The organism is Mesorhizobium sp. 8, assembly GCF_006351905.1.
GTDB lineage: Bacteria > Pseudomonadota > Alphaproteobacteria > Rhizobiales > Rhizobiaceae > Mesorhizobium > Mesorhizobium composti.
The window spans coordinates 4,389,434-4,406,820 of the sequence record NZ_CP040914.1 but is presented as its reverse complement, the minus strand read 5'-3'; the positions used below and the strand labels follow the sequence as shown (position 1 = coordinate 4,406,820).

General features: G+C 64.0%; 17 protein-coding genes. 1 reads left to right on the top strand and 16 read right to left on the bottom strand.

Annotated elements, in window-relative coordinates; genetic code table 11:
• Window position 1: 1 nt before the first annotated feature.
• From FGU64_RS21155 to FGU64_RS21080, 16 genes are all read right to left on the bottom strand, one after another.
• Window positions 2-313, bottom strand: a complete 312-nt coding sequence (locus FGU64_RS21155) for a plasmid stabilization protein (RefSeq protein ID WP_139954920.1) — start codon at window positions 311-313, stop codon at window positions 2-4.
• 17 nt (window positions 314-330) lie between these two features.
• Complete coding sequence (locus tag FGU64_RS21150; RefSeq protein WP_139954919.1) at window positions 331-834, bottom strand: ferritin-like domain-containing protein; 504 nt, start codon at window positions 832-834, stop codon at window positions 331-333.
• A gap of 142 nt (window positions 835-976) precedes the next feature.
• Window positions 977-1,945 carry an SDR family oxidoreductase gene (locus FGU64_RS21145; RefSeq protein WP_139954918.1) on the bottom strand — a complete coding sequence of 323 codons (969 nt, stop codon included), beginning with the start codon at window positions 1,943-1,945 and terminating at the stop codon, window positions 977-979.
• Window positions 1,946-2,082: 137 nt separating this feature from the next.
• The gene (locus tag FGU64_RS21140; protein ID WP_139954917.1) at window positions 2,083-2,709 is read right to left on the bottom strand and encodes an NAD(P)H-dependent oxidoreductase; all 627 of its coding nucleotides are present in this window, start codon (window positions 2,707-2,709) and stop codon (window positions 2,083-2,085) included.
• Between the two features lie 187 nt (window positions 2,710-2,896).
• Window positions 2,897-3,166 carry a cytochrome C oxidase subunit IV family protein gene (locus tag FGU64_RS21135; protein ID WP_139954916.1) on the bottom strand — a complete coding sequence of 90 codons (270 nt, stop codon included), beginning with the start codon at window positions 3,164-3,166 and terminating at the stop codon, window positions 2,897-2,899.
• Between the two features lie 8 nt (window positions 3,167-3,174).
• On the bottom strand, window positions 3,175-3,813 hold the full coding sequence (locus FGU64_RS21130; RefSeq protein ID WP_139954915.1) for a cytochrome c oxidase subunit 3: 639 nt from the start codon (window positions 3,811-3,813) through the stop codon (window positions 3,175-3,177).
• Window positions 3,810-5,465, bottom strand: a complete 1,656-nt coding sequence (gene ctaD, locus FGU64_RS21125; protein WP_139954914.1) for a cytochrome c oxidase subunit I — start codon at window positions 5,463-5,465, stop codon at window positions 3,810-3,812. The genes FGU64_RS21130 and ctaD overlap by 4 nt, the downstream gene beginning before the upstream one ends.
• Window positions 5,462-6,421 carry a cytochrome c oxidase subunit II gene (coxB, locus tag FGU64_RS21120; protein WP_139954913.1) on the bottom strand — a complete coding sequence of 320 codons (960 nt, stop codon included), beginning with the start codon at window positions 6,419-6,421 and terminating at the stop codon, window positions 5,462-5,464. The genes ctaD and coxB overlap by 4 nt, the downstream gene beginning before the upstream one ends.
• On the bottom strand, window positions 6,418-7,170 hold the full coding sequence (locus FGU64_RS21115) for an SCO family protein (protein WP_139954912.1): 753 nt from the start codon (window positions 7,168-7,170) through the stop codon (window positions 6,418-6,420). The genes coxB and FGU64_RS21115 overlap by 4 nt, the downstream gene beginning before the upstream one ends.
• Complete coding sequence (locus FGU64_RS21110) at window positions 7,167-7,619, bottom strand: hypothetical protein (protein WP_139954911.1); 453 nt, start codon at window positions 7,617-7,619, stop codon at window positions 7,167-7,169. Before FGU64_RS21110 ends, FGU64_RS21115 begins: the two co-directional genes overlap by 4 nt.
• Entirely contained in the window at window positions 7,612-8,730 is a 1,119-nt protein-coding gene (locus FGU64_RS21105; RefSeq protein ID WP_139954910.1) for a hypothetical protein, read from the bottom strand. Before FGU64_RS21105 ends, FGU64_RS21110 begins: the two co-directional genes overlap by 8 nt.
• Window positions 8,727-9,206 (bottom strand): cytochrome c, encoded by a 480-nt coding sequence (locus FGU64_RS21100; protein WP_139955490.1) that lies wholly within the window; start codon window positions 9,204-9,206, stop codon window positions 8,727-8,729. The genes FGU64_RS21105 and FGU64_RS21100 overlap by 4 nt, the downstream gene beginning before the upstream one ends.
• 53 nt (window positions 9,207-9,259) lie before the next feature.
• Entirely contained in the window at window positions 9,260-9,787 is a 528-nt protein-coding gene (locus FGU64_RS21095; RefSeq protein WP_139954909.1) for a DUF3341 domain-containing protein, read from the bottom strand.
• The gene (gene nrfD / locus FGU64_RS21090; protein ID WP_139954908.1) at window positions 9,784-11,148 is read right to left on the bottom strand and encodes an NrfD/PsrC family molybdoenzyme membrane anchor subunit; all 1,365 of its coding nucleotides are present in this window, start codon (window positions 11,146-11,148) and stop codon (window positions 9,784-9,786) included. Before nrfD ends, FGU64_RS21095 begins: the two co-directional genes overlap by 4 nt.
• On the bottom strand, window positions 11,141-14,089 hold the full coding sequence (locus FGU64_RS21085) for a TAT-variant-translocated molybdopterin oxidoreductase (protein WP_139954907.1): 2,949 nt from the start codon (window positions 14,087-14,089) through the stop codon (window positions 11,141-11,143). Before FGU64_RS21085 ends, nrfD begins: the two co-directional genes overlap by 8 nt.
• Entirely contained in the window at window positions 14,073-14,813 is a 741-nt protein-coding gene (locus FGU64_RS21080; protein ID WP_246671178.1) for a cytochrome c3 family protein, read from the bottom strand. Before FGU64_RS21080 ends, FGU64_RS21085 begins: the two co-directional genes overlap by 17 nt.
• A 107-nt stretch (window positions 14,814-14,920) precedes the next feature.
• Here FGU64_RS21080 and FGU64_RS21075 point away from each other — a divergent pair, with 107 nt between their 5' ends.
• The gene (locus tag FGU64_RS21075) at window positions 14,921-17,380 is read left to right on the top strand and encodes a membrane-bound PQQ-dependent dehydrogenase, glucose/quinate/shikimate family (protein WP_139954906.1); all 2,460 of its coding nucleotides are present in this window, start codon (window positions 14,921-14,923) and stop codon (window positions 17,378-17,380) included.
• Window positions 17,381-17,387: the final 7 nt, after the last annotated feature.

The window sequence follows — 17,387 nt, the reverse complement described above, 5'->3', positions numbered from 1 at the left end:
CTCAGTGGGCGTGATGTTCGTGCCGCTCGCGGGTTTTCGCCGCCTTCTTGGCAGAAGCAGACCGCTCTGATGCGGGGCGTTCGGCGGAGGCTTCGCCGCCGAGACGGCCGCCTTTCTTGGCGGCAACATTGGTATCGGCCTTGCCGCGTCCGGAACCGGACTTGTTGCCGCCGCCGGATTCCTTGTTGACCGTCGCCCAGGCGCGCCTCTCCGCTTCCTCTTCCGAGACGCCGCGTTTCTCATAGCCTTCTTCGATGTGTTCGGCCTTGCGTTTCTGCTTGTCGGTATATTTGTCCTTGTCGCCTCTCGGCATGGTCATATCTCCTCGGTCTAGGCCGCTTCGCGGTTGACCCTGGTTTCCGCAAGCGCCGAAAGCTTCTTGTCGGTGGCCTCTTCTTCCTTGAGGTTCTGGGCCAGCACCGACGCGCAATCCTCCCTGCCGAGTTGCTTGGCCCATGCGATCAGCGTGCCATACCGGGTGATCTCATAGTGCTCGACCGCTTGCGCCGAGGCGATCAGGGCAGCGTCCAGGACTTGCTTGTCCTCAACCTCGCCGCTGACCTCGTCGGCCTCCTCAAGGATGCCGTCGATGGCGGGGCAATCGACTTCCTTGGCTTCCACGCCATGCATGTCGAAGACCTTTTCGACCCTCGCGACATGGCCCTCCGTTTCTTCGAGATGCTTCTCGAACCCGGCCTTGAGGTCCGGCGCGGTCGCTTTTTCGATCATCTTCGGAAGAGCTTCGACGATCTGCTTTTCGGCATAGTAGATATCGCGCAACGTGTGGACGAACAGATCGTCGAGGGTCTGGATATCCTTTGAAAAGAAACCCATGGCTTCATTCCTTCTTCATCGGTTGGGGATTGCCCCTGCCGGGGCGACCGGAAAGGTTCCGGCGTGTGAGGCAAACACTCGAGGTTCGGGAGCGTTCCGCGTTGTAGGAATAAGTGATCGGCTGCGGGGCCGGCGCCTGTCCTCAATATCCGCCGATGATGGGCAGGATCTCGCCGGTGATGTAGCTGGAGCATTGGGGCGAAGCCAGAAACACGTAGGCGGGCGCGATCTCCTCCGGCTGGGCCGGCCGCTTCATCGGCGTCTTCGCGCCGAACTGCGACACGTCCTCGGCTTCCTTGTCGGTCGGGTTGAGCGGTGTCCAGACGGGGCCTGGCGCCACCGCATTGACGCGGATGCCCTTGCCGATCAGGTTTCCCGCCAGCGAGCGGGTGAAGGCATGGATGCCGCCCTTCGTCATGGAATAGTCCACCAGCGCCTTCGAGCCCTCGATGCCGGTGACCGAGCCGGTGTTCACGATGGCCGAGCCTGGCAGCATGTGAGGGACCGCCGCCTTCGCCATATGGAAATAGCCGTAGAGATTGGTTTTCAGCGTCGCGTCGAAATGCTCCTCGGTCAGGTCCTCGAACTTTTCGGAATGGACCTGGAAGGCCGCGTTGTTGACCAACACATCCAGCTTTCCGAACGCCTCCATGGTTTTCGCCACGGCCTTTTCGCAGAAGGCGCGCTTGGACACGTCGCCGGCCATGACCAGACAGCGGCGCCCCTCGTTCTCGACGGCTTGCCTGGTTATGGCGGCGTCGCCCTTCTCGGCCAGGTGAACGATCGCCACGTCGGCACCTTCGCGCGCGAAGAGCACGGCCACGGCTCGGCCGATGCCTGAATCGCCACCTGTGATGAGCGCTGCCCTGCTCTCGAGCTTGCCCGAGCCCTTATAGTAAGGAGCATCGTACATCGGAGCCGGATCGAGAATGCGTTCGTCTCCGGGTTTCGGATAGTGCTGCCTGGGGAATGGCGGAACGGGATAGCGTCTGGCGCCAGCCTGCATCGGTTTCGCGGTTGCCTTGCCGGAGGCCCGATCGTTGCGATCGACGTCCTTTTGAATGCGCCTTTGTCTTGCCGCGGTGGCGGACTGCTGGTTGCTCTTTGCCATCTGGGACATCTCCTTCCTGATGGAAGACGCAACGTGCGAAGCGGTGTTTTGTGCGCCCGCCAGCGTCACGAAATATTACGGCCAATATGTATCTATGCTGCCATCGCAACATCGGGGGCGCGAACACCCTTCGCATCCTATCCCGGCGCTCCGGAGTATTGCTGCCGCTTCAGCAGCCGGGCCAGGTGCACCGCGTTTGCCGCCGCCATAGTCATCGTTGCCGTGACGACGTCGGGAGATTTTGCAAGGTCGACGTAGTTGACGTTGCCCATGGCTTCTCCGACCCAGTAAACGCCGGCGTTTGCGGGAATCGTGAAGCCGACGTCGTTCAGCGCCTGAAAGCATTCGGCATGGCAATGATGCGCCCCATCTTCGTTGCCGACGATCGCCACCAGCGCCACCTTGCCTGCGGCCGGCATCCGGCCCCGGTCGTCCGCCTCCGACAGGAAGGCATCCATCCGCTCCATGACGCGCTTGGCGATGCTCGAGGGTTGCCCCAGCCAGATCGGAAGGCCGAATACGAAAATATCGGAGGCGAGTATGCGGTTCCGCAAACACGGCCAGTCGTCGCCCTCCCCTTCGTCGGACAGCACTCCCGGCTTGATGTTGAAATCGGCGGCGCGGATCGGAGCAGCGGTTTCCACGCCGTGTTCAAAAAGACATCGACTCAGTTCCTGCAGGATGCGATCGGTCGAGGATTTCTCCCCGTCTCGGGAAGATTTGAGCGAGCAATTGAGCGCAAAAGACGTAAGGTCCGCAGACATGTCCACCTTCCGGAGCCGGGTTCATCGGGCGCTACGGGCCGGACGGGATAAGGTGCTCGTCTGCCGTTTCGTTGGCCAGGAAGAGAAACCGGGAAAAAGACCTCCTGTTCACCATACCGTCAGGCCCGGTTGACACGGCCCCTAGCAAAAACCGAACGCGCGGATCGACGATTGGTTCTATCTTCCTTCAGCTTCCGCCGCCCCACTGGCCGGCAAGGGTCAGTCCGAACAGGATGGCGAGCCACAGGCCAGCGGCGGCAACCGCCAGGCGCGGCAGTGTTCCCGCCGCTGCAAGGTGCATGAACAGGACGGCGATGATCGCCGCCTTGGCGGCGGCGATCGCCAGGTTCAGTCCGGAATTGAAGCCGCCGAGATCGATGAAGGACGAACCGACTGTCAGCGCAAGCAGCAGCAGGAGCGTGGCATAGGCGACGGCAAGCTTGCGGATTTCGCTCATGATGCGCTTCACCGGTTGATCAGATAGAGTACGGGGAAAAGAAACACCCAGACGATGTCGACGAAGTGCCAGTAAACGCCGACGGCCTGCACGCGCCGCGCGCGGCTTGACGGGTCGGCGCCGCGCCACAGCGCCAGCAGGCCGGCGATGACGAGGATGCCACAGGTCAGGTGCAGGCCGTGCAGCGCGGTCATCGCGAAGTAGAGGCTGAAGAAGAAGGCGGCGTGGACCGGGTCGGGGCCGCTGAACGCGAAGGGCGTGCCCAGCACCGGCGCGATCCCTTCATGGAATTCCATTGCATATTCGGTGCCCTTGATCACCAGAAAGACCACGCCGAGCAGCGCGGTGGCCATCAGGGCCCACACGGCGGCCCGCCAGCGCCCCGCGTCGGCGTGGAAATGCGCCAGCGCCATGGTGAAACTGGAGGTGATCAGGACGGCGGTGTTGACGGCGCCGAGCGTCAGCGACAAATGTTTCGAAGCCGCCGCGAAGGCCGGTCCGTAGCTGACGCGGGCAACGAAGAAGACCAGCATGACGGCGCCGAACAGCATCGCCTCGGAACCGACGAACACCCACATGCCGAAGGCGTCAGCGGCTTTCTCGCGTGCCGGCGTGTCGAAGGCGACGCTTTGCGGCGAGGCACTCATGCCGCAGTCTCCCGCACCTTGTCCTTGTGCGGGCTGAAACGCTCATGCTCCAGCCCCTTCATCGGATAAGCATAGGGCGGCTGCGAGACCGTCGGCATCCGGTCGAAATTGTGCGGTGGCGGCGGCGACGCCGTCTGCCATTCCAGCCCGGTCGCACCCCAAGGATTGTCCGTTGCGCGCGCGCCCCTGAACAGCGACCAGCCGAGATAACACAGCGGCATCAGGTAGCCGGCCGCCAGCACCACCGCACCGGCCGACGAGAGCGCATGCCAGAACTGGAATTCCGGCGGATAGGTGTGATAGCGCCGCGGCATGCCGAGGAAGCCCAGCACGAATTGCGGGAAGAAAGTCAGGTTGAAGCCGATGAAGGTGGCGGCGGCGGCCACGCGAGCCCAAGTCTCGGAATATAGCCGGCCGGTCATCTTAGGCCACCAGAAATGCAGCCCAGCCATATAGGCCGTCACCATGCCGCCGACCATGATGTAGTGGAAGTGGGCGACGACGAAATAGGTGTCGTGGACATGCACGTCGACCGCGAGCGCGGCGAGAAACAGCCCGGCAAGGCCGCCGAAGGTGAACAGCGCCAGGAAGAACAGCGCGTAGAGCATCGGCGCTTCGAAGGTGATCTCGCCCTTGCGCAGCGTCAGGCTCCAGTTGAACACTTTGATCGCCGACGGGATGGCGACGCAGAACGAGAGGAAGGAGAAGATCACGCCCGCATAGGCCGATTGGCCCGAGACGAACATGTGATGGCCCCAGACCAGGAAGCCGAAAACGGCGATCGCCATCGAGGAAAGCGCCACCGCCTTGTAGCCGAACAGCGGCCGCCTGCTGAAGCAGGGCAGCACCTCCGACACCACGCCCATGCCGGGCAGGATCATGATGTAGACCGCCGGGTGCGAGTAGAACCAGAACAGGTGCTGAAACAACAGCGGGTCGCCGCCGAGGTCGGGGTTGAAGATGCCGATCCCGAAAACCCGTTCCAGCACGATCAGGATCAACGAGGCGGCAAGCACAGGTGTGGCCAGCACCATTACCAGCGCGGTCGCATAGATCGTCCATACAAAAATGGGCAGGCGGAACCAGGTCAGGCCCGGCGCGCGCAACGTATGCACGGTGACGATAAAATTGATGCCGGTCATGATGCTCGAGAAGCCGACGATGAAGACGCCCATCGCCGCGGTCGAGACGAAGCCATTGGCATAGAGCGTCGAGAGCGGCGTATAGAACGTCCAGCCGGTGTCTAACCCGCCCGCCAGTACCGAGAAGAGTGCGAACAGGCTGCCGAAGACAAAGACGTACCAACTCGCCAGGTTAAGGCGCGGAAAGGCAAGATCGCGCGCGCCGATCATCAGCGGCAGGAGGAAGTTGCCGAGCGTCGCAGGGATCGACGGCACCAGGAAGAACCACACCATGATGATACCGTGCAGCGAAAAAAGGCGGTTGTAGACATCGTCGGAAACCAGGTCGCCTCCGGGCGTCGCCAGTTCGACGCGCATCAGCACCGCAAAAGCTCCGCCGAGGAAGAAGAAGGCGGTGAGCGAGACAAGATAAAGCCAAGCCACGCGCTTGTGGTCGGTGGTCAGCAGCCAGGCGCGCGGGCCAGCGCCCTCCTCCAGATAATTCGCCCGCATTGCAACATCGCTGCTCATCGGATTGACTCACTGTTCGTCGAGCCCTGCGGCGACAGCGACTTCAAATAGGCCAGCAGCATCTGCAACTCCGCCTCGTCGACCAGGCCATCGAAGCTCGGCATCACCGGCTCGTAGCCGGCGGCGACCTCCTTCTTTGGCTGCAGGATAGAGTCGCGCAGGTAGCGCTCGTCGGCGATCACCGTCGCATCATTGGCGAGCGCCACCGGGCGACCGTAGACATTCTCCAACGGTGGCGCCCGCACCTTGGAGGAATTGCCATGGCAGCCGGAGCAGCCGAGCGCGCGAAAAAGCTTTTCGCCGGTGGCGGCCAGCGTCTCGCCCTCGCCCTGGTCGGACAGCCACGCCGCATATTGCTCGGGAGGCAGGGCATCGACCCAGCCGCCCATTTCCGAATGCTGCGTGCCGCAGTATTCGGCACAGAACAGATGATAGTGGCCGGGTTCGGTGGCGGTGAACCAGACGTGCGTGGTGCGGCCGGGCACGGCGTCCTGCTTGACCCGAAAAGCCGGCACGAAGAAGGAATGGATCACGTCCTGCGATGCCAGCGATACGACGACCGGCTTGCCGACGGGAACATGCAACTCGTCGATCTCGCGCTGGCCGCCAGGATGACGGAATTCCCACATCCACTGCTTGCCGAGCCCGGCGATCTGCAGCGCGTCGGCCGGCGGATGGTCGCGCCGCATGAACAAAGTCGCCCCCCAGCCGAAGATGGCGAAGGCGATGATCAGGCTGGCGAGGGTCCAGCCTATTTCCAGCGGCAGGCTGCGGCCGCGTTCGCCGGTGCGGTCCGCGCCGGAGCCTGCCCGGTACTTGACCGCGTAGCCGACGACCAGCAGAGTCAGAAACGCGCCGAGCGCCGTGGTGAAGGCCAGCAGCGTGTAGAACAGCGTGTCGACGCTGGCCGCAGCCGACGATGCCTCGCTCGGCGCGAAAGGGATGCCGAAGCTCATGTCGGCCTCCGCCTGGAAAGCAGCAGGAGGCCGGCGCCCAGCAAAAGCACGGTGGTCCAACTTGCCATTTTGAGCACGGTCCGGATCATCGAGGTATATTGGCCTCTCGACGCATCGAAGCCGGCGCAAAGCAGGAAGACATGGTCGGCGATGGAGCCGAGTTTTCCTGCCGACGCTTCGACCAGCGCGAGCCTGAGATCCCGTGGCTCAAAAGAGAGCGCCGGCAGGACGCGCGAGACTTGGCCCTGCGGCGTGACCGCAAGCACAGCGATCGGATGGACGTACTGGTCGATTCGGTCGCGCCGCTCGAACGTCATCCCCGCCTCTGCGGCGAGGGCCGCGCCGCCGCCATCGGCGCCGGTCAGAAAGCGCCAGGCTGTCAGGCCGCGCGGGCCGGCGGCGCCAGCAATGCCGGCCTTCGCTGCGGCCGCATCCTGCGTCGTTTCGCCAGGATCGATCGACACGAAAAGCGCGTGATACGATGCGGGATCGAGGCCGGTCCTTTTCAGATCGGAGGCGACTGCCTGCTGCGTGACGCCGCACAGGTTCGGACATTTGTCGTAACCGAAGACCAGCAGCGCCGGACGCCCGCTCAGGATGGCAGACAAAATCACTTCCGTCCCGGAAGCATCACGGAAACTGCGTCGCAGATCGAGCTGCGCGCCGATCTTCGGATCGAAGCTCGGGCGGTCGGCAGCCTGAACGGGCCAGGCCGCCAACAGACACAGTATGCAGAGTACGGGCTTCATGGTCCGGCTCCCGCCTTCGCTCCGCCACGGCAGTTCCCGACTTGCGGAGCGCGCGGAACATTCTGATCCAGCAGCGTGCATTCTCCGTCCAGCGCAGCAGTACTCTTCGACCAATTCGGAAGGCCGTCTTGCGCGACCAGCTTCATCGCTTCTTCGACGGGGATACGGGCAATGTCGGCGGTGCGGTTCACCCAGCCGAGCGTTGTCAGTTCCTTGTCCTCCTTGCTGCGGAAGGCCGCGAGATCGCTCTCAGGCGTGCGCTGCAAGGCTGGGCTCTCTCTGTCGCTCTCTGCCGCCGGACCGGGAGGCGGCCAGACTGGCGTGGTGTCGAAGACGAATTTCAGCGCGACGGCTGAAACGGCAAGGAAAACAAGAAGGCCGACACCGAAGGCAATCAGCGCCCTCGGCCAGACGTCGCGAGTTTCGGGCGGACGGACGCTCTCAGCCATGCGCAGGCTTTCCCCGCCACAGGCTTATCCGCTCGGGATCGGTCAGCGCGAAGAGGAACAGCGCCGCCCACAGGCCGCCGACGGCGGCGAAGGCGGCCAGATCATGCCAGCCCGACAGCAGGCTCGATCCGCCGAGCGGCGGGCGGACGCGCCACACGGTCTCGAAGACATGGCCTGCCGCGGCGGCGCCGCCGAGACACAGAAGCCCGACATGGCTGCGTTTCAGTCGGCGGCTGAGAAAACCCGCGAACGGCATTGCAAATTCGACAGCGATGACGGCCAGGAGCAGATATTGCCAGCCATGGCGTGCGCGAGCGATGTACCAGTGGATTTCGGTCGGCAGGTCCCCGGCCCAGACGATCAGCCACTGCATGAAGGCGAGATAGACCCACATCAGCACGAAACCGAACAGCATGTTGGCAACGTCCTCGCTCAGCGCGACGCCATGCTCGCCGCCAGGCAGCACCTCGATCTGCCGCCGTGCGGCGAGCACGAGCAGCGCCAGCGCACCTGCGCCGACCACCTGCGCCGAAGCTTCGATCATGGCATAGATGGTCGAGGTGAACTCGGGTTCGAGCGACAGCATCCAGTCGGTGGAAAAGACGCTGAGAGCGATACCGTGCAGGATCAGACCGAGCGCGCAGGACCTGCCGGACAGCGCGCCGCCGGTCGCGGCGCAGCCGAGCACCAGCCACGTCAGCGCCAGCCAGATCGCCGAGCAGGCCACGAAACGCACGACGAAGAAGGGGGCGCTGAGATAAGCCAGCTTGAGGCGAACGCTATCCGGCAGAACACTTGGATCGCCCGCCCAAGGAAAGACCTGATCGAGGCATGCGAGCACCGGCAGCAGCATCAGCAACGCCAGCGGCAGCGTCGCCACCATGGCGCGTAGCGGCGCTCGCATGGCGCCGCCCCAGCGTCCGCCCGTCAGGCCATGCACCAATAGGATGGAGAGCGCACCGAGCGGCAGGCCGGTGGCCACGAGCGCGGCCGTCAGCCAGCCCGCCAGCGTGGCATGGATGTCGAAAAAAGCTCCTATGGCGGACAAGACAAGGCCGACCGCACCGACGACCAACGCCATAAAGACTGGGCGTTCGGCAAGGCGCATCATTGCGGCGCCTCCGCGTTCAGGCGGGCCTGCAAGGTTTTGGGCAAGGCGGCGACCGGAGCGTGGCGTGAAAGCTGCAAGGCGCGGATATAGGCGACGATGGCCCAGCGGTCGGCAGCAGACACGCGCGCCGCATAGGAATACATGGCTCCGTAGCCATTGGTGATGACATCGTAGAAATGGCTGTCGGGAGCCTCGCGCAGCCGGTCCTGATGATAGGTCGGCGGGGCGGGAAAACCGCGCCGGACCACCATGCCGTGACCGTCGCCCGTGCGGCCATGACAAGGCGAGCAGAAGATGTCGAAACGTTGCCGGCCGCGCTCCAGCGTTGCCATCGTCACAGGAAGAGGGATCTTTTCGGGACGGGGCGAAAGGTCGGTGTCGCGGGCCACAGTACCCTTGACGGGAGTCCGCGCCGAGGCACCGTCGGCGAACTGACGGCTCGCCTCCAGCGGATCGTAACGCGGCTGGCGGGCCATGTCCTGGTCGCAGCCGGCGAGCAGAAGCAAGAGCAGCAGCGGCGCTCGCCCGTTCACGCTTCCACCTCCTCCACCGTCTCGGCACCCAGCCGTGTCAACTGGCCCCTGGTGACGCCCTTGCGAAACCTCGGATCGGCCGTTTCGACAAGCAGGTAGAACTTGCCGCCGCGTGCGTAGCTGAAGGTTTCGGCGTTGAAGGCGGGATGGTGGTAGCGCGGCAACCCGTTGGCCCAGAGCAAGCCGACGAAGCCGGCAAGCGCCGCACCCAGTATTCCCGCCTCAAAGGCGATCACCACGAAGGGCGGCCATGAATGCAACGGCCGGCCGCCGACATTGAGCGGATAGTCGATCTCGACGGAATAGAGGATCAACGCATAGGTGAGCACCAAGCCGGCGATGCCGCCCGCCAGCACGATCCAGGGCAGGCGCGTCGGGCGGATCGCCAGGATGGCTTCCAGTTCGCGGATTTCGAACGGCGAGAAGGCATCCATGCACCGGTAGCCATTGTCGCGCATAGCGCTCGCCGCATGGACCAGGGCATCCGGCTCGGCGAAGGCCGCAATAAGGCCGTAGAGGCTCATGCCACCCTCCCCGTCTCTTCCGCCAGTTCCTCGACCTCGAAGATGGTGATGGCCGGCAGGATACGGACGAACAGGAAGATGAGTGCGAAGAAAGTGCCGATGGAGCCGAACAGGATGCCGAAATCGAGCCAGGTGAGCGACTGGTCGCGCCAGGCCGAGGGCAGGAAATCGCGGCTCGGACCGCTGACGACGATGACGTAACGCTCGATCCACATGCCGATGTTGACAATGACGGCAATGGCGAACAGCGCCGGCATGTTGAGGCGCACGCGCCGCAACCACAACAGTTGCAGGACGCCGACATTGCAGGCGAGCATGATCCAAAAGAGCGTCGAATAGGGACCGACGGCACGCTGCACCATCATCGTACGTTCCCACGTTTCGCCAGAATACCAGGCGAAGAACGCTTCCGAAGCGTAGCCATAGGCGACGATCAGCCCCGACGCGATCATCAGTTTCGCGGCATTGTCCATGTGCCTCAGCGTGATCAGGTCCTCGACCGAAAACGCCCAACGCAGCGGGATGGCGATGGTGAGCACCATGGCGAAGCCGGATAGCAGCGCCCCGGCGACGAAGTACGGCGGGAAGATCGTCGAATGGTAGCCGGGGGTGATGGCAAAGGTGAAATCGAGCGAGACGATCGAATGCACCGAGACGACCAGCGGCGTCGCCAGCGCCGCCATCAGGTAATAGACGACGCGATAGCGTGCCCAGTGGCGGGCCGAGCCGCGCCAGCCCATTGCGAGAATGCCGTAGAACAGTTGCGCGCCACGCGTTTTCGCCCGGTCGCGCAACATGGCGAGGTCGGGCAACAGACCCATGAACCAGAACAGCAGCGAGACGGTCGCATAGGTGGCGATCGCCGCGAAATCCCACACAAGAGGACTTCGCCATTGCGGCCAGTGCATATGCGTGTTGGGCAGCGGCAGCAGCCAGTAGAAGAACCACGGTCGGCCGAGATGCAGGATCGGGAATAGCCCGGCCATCGCCACCGCGAACAACGTCATCGCCTCGGCGAAGCGGTTGATCGAGGCCCGCCAAGGCTGGCGCAGCAGAAGCAGCACCGCCGAGATCAGCGTGCCGGCGTGGCCGATGCCGATCCACCAGACGAAGTTGGAGATCATCGTGCCCCATACCACCGGCATGTCGATGCCCAGTTTGCCGACGCCGATCGCGACCAGGTAGGTGATGGAGTAGAAAAGCACGAGCACAAGGACGAAGCAGAGGAAGAAAGCGGCCCAGAAATAGCGCGGCAGCCGCCCGTTCAGGACGACGCCGGCGATGCGTCCGCTGATCTCTGGAAAATCGTGCCGGCCACGCAGAACCGGCGGCGCCCTTCCGACGGCGGCAGTTCTAGCCATCGGTCCGCCCCTTTTCTGCGGCAGCGGCTGCGTTGCCGGGATTGCGGATGCGGCCGAGGTAGGTGGTGCGCGGGCGCGTGTTCAGCTCTTCAAGTAACGCATAGGAATGCGGCGCGCCCTTCTCGCGCAGGACAGCCGCGCGCTTGTCGTTCAGGTTGCCGAAGCTGATCGCCCGTGTCGGACAGGCCTGCTGGCATGCGGTGACGACCTCGCCGTCGGCGATGGCGCGGTTGTCGACTTGGGCATGGATGCGCGCTTCGGAAATGCGCTGTGCGCAGTAGGTGCATTTTTCCATGACACCGCGCGAGCGCACCGAAACGTCTGGATTGTGAGCCGCCTGCTCAGGCCCTGCCTCTCCGCCATAGGGCTGGTATTCCAGGAAATTGAACCGGCGCACCTTGTAGGGGCAGTTCTGCGAGCAGTAGCGCGTGCCGATGCAGCGATTGTAGACCTGCGCATTGAGGCCGTCATGGGTGTGGACAGTGGCGTTGACCGGACAGACGATTTCGCACGGTGCCTTCTCGCATTGCATGCAGGGCACCGGCTGGAAAAGGGTTTCGGGGTCGTCAGGCGGACCGGCATAATAGCGGTCGACGCGCAGCCAGTGCATCTCGTGGCCGAGCGCGCATTCGTCGGGACCGACTGTGGGGCTGTTGTTCTCAGCCTGACAGGCCGAGACGCATGCCATGCAGCCGATACAGGCCGAAAGGTCGATCGACATGCCCCATGCCTCCTGGTCATAGGGCCAGTCGGGATAGAGCGATTCCGTAGGCGCGGGCGGCAGGTCGTCGCGAACGAAATCCGGGCGTTCGCGGAAATGATCGAGCGAGGCGCGGCGCACGATGGCGCGCCCTTCCATCGCGTGGTGATGCTGGGTCGTCACCAGACGGGCCGTGTCGGCGCGGGGGGTGAGCGTGACGCCGCCGGCAAACCACATCGCATCCGACGTCCGCAACCGGTACGCGTCGAAGCCACCGGCCAATGCAGCGATCGAGCCGGTCCTGCGGCCGAAGCCGAGCGGCAGTGTCACCGTCTCATCAGGATGGCCGGGCATAATCCAGACCGGTGCATCGATGCTGCGGCCGCCGTGCGCAAGGTTGACCACCTGCCCAGTTTCCAGTTGCAGCCGTCCGGCCGTGGCGGGCGAGATCAGCGCCGCATTGCCCCAGACCTGCTTGGTCAGCGGCCGGGGCAGTTCCTGCAGCCAGGCGCAATTGGCGTGCCGGCCGTCGCGCAGCCAGGGGTCAATGGCGAAACGAACCTCCAATCCTTGCGAAACCGGCTCCGGTTTCAAATCGGTGAGCCCCGTGCCCGTTTCGACCGTGACAGGCGCAACGGCGCTGCCAGCCACGAGGCCGTCACGCAACGCCTCGCGCCAGGCGCTGTCGTCTAGCCTTTTCGCCCAGGTTTCGCGAACCAGGCCGAGCGCGTCGACGTCGAAGCGCCCGGCCAGCGCGGCAATCATTTCATGCGCGGTACGGCCGCCGTAGAGCGGGCGGATCAATGGCTGGACGATCGAAACCGTGCCGTCATGGCCGGATACGTCGCTCCAGCTTTCGAGATCGTGCGCGGCGGGAACATGCCAATGCGCAAGTTGCGCCGTCTCGTCGCGATAAAGGCCCCAATGCACCAGAAGCTTGAGCCGCGAGAAGGCGGCGCGAACGTCGAGATCGGCCGGCGCGGTGAAGCCGGGATTGGCGCCCAGCACGACGACGCTGTCGACTTCCTTTCCGGCGATTGCGTCGCACAGCGCGGCAAGGTCGCCGTCGACGCGCAACGCATCGGGCGGCTCGATGAAATCCACCGTCGTGCCGATAGCGCAGGATCGCTGGTTGAACCCATGCGCCGCCGCATGAACGAACGGACCCTGCCGCTCGCCGGGAACGACGAGAGAATTTCGCCCCGCGCCTACCAGATCCTCAATCGCAGCCGAAAACCATTGCGGGGCGGGCGCTCGCCCGGCCTGCAAAGCGGCAGCGAGGCTCTCCACCTCGCTCGGCCGCACCGCCTTGCGGCGATCGGCAGCCGTACCGGTCAGCGTTGGCGTGGACTCGACAACGTAAAGCCGGTTCATCGTATCGCCCGGCCTGCGTACGCGGCGGCGGTCGGCGAAATTGCGGGCGTAGGCAAGACGCCCCGGCCCTTCGCCGAGAAAATCGGCGTCGAGCGACAGGATCACGTCCGCCCGGTCGAAGTGATAGACCGGGGCCAGCGCGCGACCGAACAGTTTTGCCGTTGCGGCCGTACCTGCCGGAACGGCGAGTGGATCGTGGCGATAGACGCGGAGCTTCGGATACCAGCTACGCAGATCCTCGAGTTGCGCCTTCATCGTCGGCGAGGTCGTGGCTTCGACAAGCAGCGCTCCACCCTGCCCTCCCGACGCTGCCCAATCGGCGCTCAGCTTCGCCATGTCGGCCAGGAAATCGCCGTATCCGGCCGGTTCGCCGTTCTTCAGCGGCACGCGCGAGCGATCCGGATCGAACAGGGCGAGGACGGCGGTCTGCATGATCGCATCAGTCGCGCCACGCGAGGAGGGATGGTCGGGATTGCCCTCGATCTTGGTCGGCCGCCCCTCATGGCTTTCAACGATGACGCCGATGCCGTAGCCCTCGCTCGACAGCGCGGTGGCGTAGTGGAGCGGCCTGCCCGGAATGATATTTTCCGGCTGGCGGACATAGGGCACGATGCTCTCCACCTCGCTGCAGGCAGTCAGGCCAGCCATCGCCAGCGATGCGCCGGCGAGTTTCAGCAGCGTGCGCCGATTGACTTGCATGGGTAGGCGTGCGGCGATGGCCGGAAATTCGGATTCGATGAACCGCCTGAACTCGCCGCTGTCGGCCAGTTCCTCCAGGCTGCGCCAGATGTCCTTGTCCGCCGCGCGGTGTGCCAGGGAAGCCGGGCTTTGTGCGGCTGCGGGTTTCGTTTCAGCGGTGGCAGACATAGCAATCCGTCATCGTTACGGGATGGATGTCGAGCACGCTAATCAGCGACTTCCGTATCCGGTCGATATCCTCGGGCGGCTTCCAGTGCATGAGGAAGATGTCCTGCGGCGGCCGAAGGTTGGGCTCCGGATCACGGTGGCAACCCAGGCACCACTCCATCGACAGCGGCTCCGCCCTAGCCATCAGCGGCAAGTCGTCGACCTCGCCGTGGCAGGTCTCGCAGGCGACGCCCTTGGCGACGTGAATCGAATGATTGAAGAACACGAAATCGGGGACGGTATTGACGCGCTTCCATTGAAGCGGTCTGCCGCTGGCCAGGCTCGCACGGACCGGCGCCAGCATCGCCGCGCTCGTGAAAAGCTGCGAATGACAGGTCATGCAGACCTCTGTTGCCGGCAGGCCGGCCGACGACGAGGTTTCGACGCCGTTGTGGCAATAGCGGCAGTCGATGCCGAGTTGGCCCACGTGATGCTTGTGGCTGAAGGGCACTGGCTGCGCGACCGCCTCGCCCACTCCAGTCAGGAAACTGGACCGCAACAGCGCCGTGCCGCCCAGCGCGACGAACATGCCGACGAACAGTGCGCCCCACAAAACGAAGCGGGCGATGCCGTTGGCGTTGCTGGAAAAAATCTGCGGCATCCCCTCGCCGATTTGCCTGCATGGAATTGGCGGTTGCGGCTTAACGATGGCTTGGGGCGTCAGGTTCCGCGTCGGCTTCCGCATCACGAAATGGTGACGCGCGCGACGGCGCCAAACCGTGATCAGTTCGCAACCATCAACGACTGGAGGCGTTCGGCGACATCACGATTGAAGACCGATGGAATTTTGTCATGACCGATTTGCCTGCTCACTCGCCTGACAACCACGATTTCCGACACTCAGGACTTGCATTCTGGTGGTGCATGTTCGTCGGCGCATTGCTTGTGGTTCTCGGGGCGCTGCTGGGGGCCGGCGGCGCTTGGCTGATCTGGCTGGGCGGCTCGTGGTACTACCTGCCGACCGGCATCGCGCTCGTTGTGGCCGGCGGCCTGCTGCTATCCGGCAATCCGGCCGGCATATGGCTCTATGGCCTGACCTGGCTGGCAACGCTGGCGTGGGCCTATTGGGAAGTCGGCCTTGATGGCTGGGGGCTGATGCCGCGCGTGCTGGCGCCGACCGTCGTTCTGATTTTCGTTCTGTTGGCCTTGCCGGCCTTCAACGAACCCGTCCGCCCGCGCCGCAGCGGCGGGAGATACGCGACCGTATCCGGCCTCGTTGTGTTGATGGCGGCCGGAATGGGCATGCATCACTTCACAGGCGCAGCGCAGTCGCAAGAAGCCCTGCCGGCCCCGCCGCCCGCTACGCCGGCGGCGCAGAACCGGACCGGACAGCCGGACACGACGATCCACAAGCCGGGCAAGGACTGGCCGGTCTACGGCGGTTCCGAACTGGGGCGCCGTTATTCGCCGCTTGACCAGATCACCGCCGAGAACGTCTCGAAGCTGACGAAAGTCTGGACATTCCGCACCGGCGACATGCCTAGCAAGGCCGCGGACGGCAAATATTCTCCGGAAAACACACCGCTGGAGATCGGCGGCCATCTCTATGCCTGCTCCGCAAAGGGCATCGTCATTTCCGTCAACGCCGCGACCGGCAAGGAAGAATGGCGCTATGATCCCAAGGTATCAGACGACGCCATTCCTTATGGCGCGACCTGCCGAGGGGTCGCCTACTACACAGTGAAAGATGCCGTCGCCGACCAGCCCTGCGCGACCCGCATCGAATGGGGCACGCTCGACGCACGCCTGATCGCCATTGATGCCAGGACAGGCAAACTCTGCGCCGATTTCGGCGACAAGGGCATGGTCGACCTGACGCAAGGCATCGGCGAAACCGTGCCCGGCTGGTATTCGGTCACTGCGCCGCCGACAATCGTGCGCGGCATCGCTGTTGTCGGCGCGCAGGTGAAGGACGGCCAAGCCGAGGACGCGCCGTCTGGCGTCGTCCGTGGCTACGATGCCACGACGGGCAAGCTGGTCTGGGCCTGGGACATGGGCCACCCCGATCGGACTGGCGCACCGCCGCAAGGCGATACCTATACGCGCGGCACACCGAACATGTGGACCGTCGCAGCGGCCGACCCTGAGCTTGGCTATGTCTACCTGCCGCTCGGCAATTCCGCCGTCGACTACTATGGCGGCAACCGCAAGGATTTTGAGAACGAGTTTAACTCCTCGATCGTCGCCATCGATGTGACGAGCGGCAAGCCGGTTTGGCATTTCCAGACCGTCCACTACGACCTGTGGGACTACGATCTCGGCTCGCAGCCGACGCTGGTCGATCTGCCGACCGATAACGGTGTCGTGCCTGCCGTCATCGTACCGAGCAAACAAGGCCACATTTACGCGCTCGACCGCAGGACCGGCAAGCCGCTATTCCCGGTCGAGGAACGCAAGGTGCCTACGGGCGGCGTCGAACCCGACAAGCTTTCGAAGACGCAGCCCTACTCGACCTACGCACATCTCGACCAGCCCAGGTTGACCGAGAAGGACATGTGGGGCATGAGCCCGCTTGACCAGCTTTACTGCCGTATTCAGTTCCACCAGGCGTCGTATCAGGGTGAATACACTCCGCCCACCGTGGACAAGCCGTTCATCGAATATCCAGGCTACAACGGCGGGTCGGACTGGGGTAGCGTCGCGGTCGACCCGCAAAGTGGCGTTCTTGTCGCCAATTACAACGACATGCCGAACTACAACCAGCTGATGCCCCGCGCCGAGGCTGACAAGATGGGCCTGAAGCCGATCGACAAGGGCAAGATGTCGAAGGCCGTGTCGGACAAGGGCGACCCGCAGGCAGGGTCTCCATACGCCATCCACGTCAATGCCGGCTGGCGGCTGCCGACCGGGCTGCTATGCTCCGAACCGCCCTACGGCCATATCCGGGCGATCGATCTCAAAACTGGCAAGACCTTGTGGGACAAACCCCTGGGCAGCGCGGTCAACAACGGACCATGGGGTATTCCTTCGATGCTGCCGATCGACATCGGCACGCCGAACAATGGCGGTCCGCTGGTGACCGCAGGTGGCCTGATCTTTGTCGCCGCGGCGACGGACGACAAACTGCGCGCCATCGACATCAAGACCGGCAAGATCGTCTGGCAAGCCGACCTCCCGGCCGGCGGACAAACGACGCCGATGACCTATGAGGTCGACGGCCGGCAGTACGTCGTCATCGCTCCCGGCGGGCACCACTTTATGGAAACAAAGATTGGAGATCAGGTGATCGCTTATGCGTTTCCACAAGATTGATGGCGCA

Coding starts and splice junctions, on each gene's coding strand:
- FGU64_RS21155 (WP_139954920.1), bottom strand. CDS start 313: ATGCCGAGAGGCGACAAGGACAAATATACCGACAAGCAGAAACGCAAG.
- FGU64_RS21150 (WP_139954919.1), bottom strand. CDS start 834: ATGGGTTTCTTTTCAAAGGATATCCAGACCCTCGACGATCTGTTCGTC.
- FGU64_RS21145 (WP_139954918.1), bottom strand. CDS start 1,945: ATGGCAAAGAGCAACCAGCAGTCCGCCACCGCGGCAAGACAAAGGCGC.
- FGU64_RS21140 (WP_139954917.1), bottom strand. CDS start 2,709: ATGTCTGCGGACCTTACGTCTTTTGCGCTCAATTGCTCGCTCAAATCT.
- FGU64_RS21135 (WP_139954916.1), bottom strand. CDS start 3,166: ATGAGCGAAATCCGCAAGCTTGCCGTCGCCTATGCCACGCTCCTGCTG.
- FGU64_RS21130 (WP_139954915.1), bottom strand. CDS start 3,813: ATGAGTGCCTCGCCGCAAAGCGTCGCCTTCGACACGCCGGCACGCGAG.
- ctaD (WP_139954914.1), bottom strand. CDS start 5,465: ATGAGCAGCGATGTTGCAATGCGGGCGAATTATCTGGAGGAGGGCGCT.
- coxB (WP_139954913.1), bottom strand. CDS start 6,421: ATGAGCTTCGGCATCCCTTTCGCGCCGAGCGAGGCATCGTCGGCTGCG.
- FGU64_RS21115 (WP_139954912.1), bottom strand. CDS start 7,170: ATGAAGCCCGTACTCTGCATACTGTGTCTGTTGGCGGCCTGGCCCGTT.
- FGU64_RS21110 (WP_139954911.1), bottom strand. CDS start 7,619: ATGGCTGAGAGCGTCCGTCCGCCCGAAACTCGCGACGTCTGGCCGAGG.
- FGU64_RS21105 (WP_139954910.1), bottom strand. CDS start 8,730: ATGATGCGCCTTGCCGAACGCCCAGTCTTTATGGCGTTGGTCGTCGGT.
- FGU64_RS21100 (WP_139955490.1), bottom strand. CDS start 9,206: ATGGCCCGCCAGCCGCGTTACGATCCGCTGGAGGCGAGCCGTCAGTTC.
- FGU64_RS21095 (WP_139954909.1), bottom strand. CDS start 9,787: ATGAGCCTCTACGGCCTTATTGCGGCCTTCGCCGAGCCGGATGCCCTG.
- nrfD (WP_139954908.1), bottom strand. CDS start 11,148: ATGGCTAGAACTGCCGCCGTCGGAAGGGCGCCGCCGGTTCTGCGTGGC.
- FGU64_RS21085 (WP_139954907.1), bottom strand. CDS start 14,089: ATGTCTGCCACCGCTGAAACGAAACCCGCAGCCGCACAAAGCCCGGCT.
- FGU64_RS21080 (WP_246671178.1), bottom strand. CDS start 14,813: ATGCGGAAGCCGACGCGGAACCTGACGCCCCAAGCCATCGTTAAGCCG.
- FGU64_RS21075 (WP_139954906.1), top strand. CDS start 14,921: ATGACCGATTTGCCTGCTCACTCGCCTGACAACCACGATTTCCGACAC.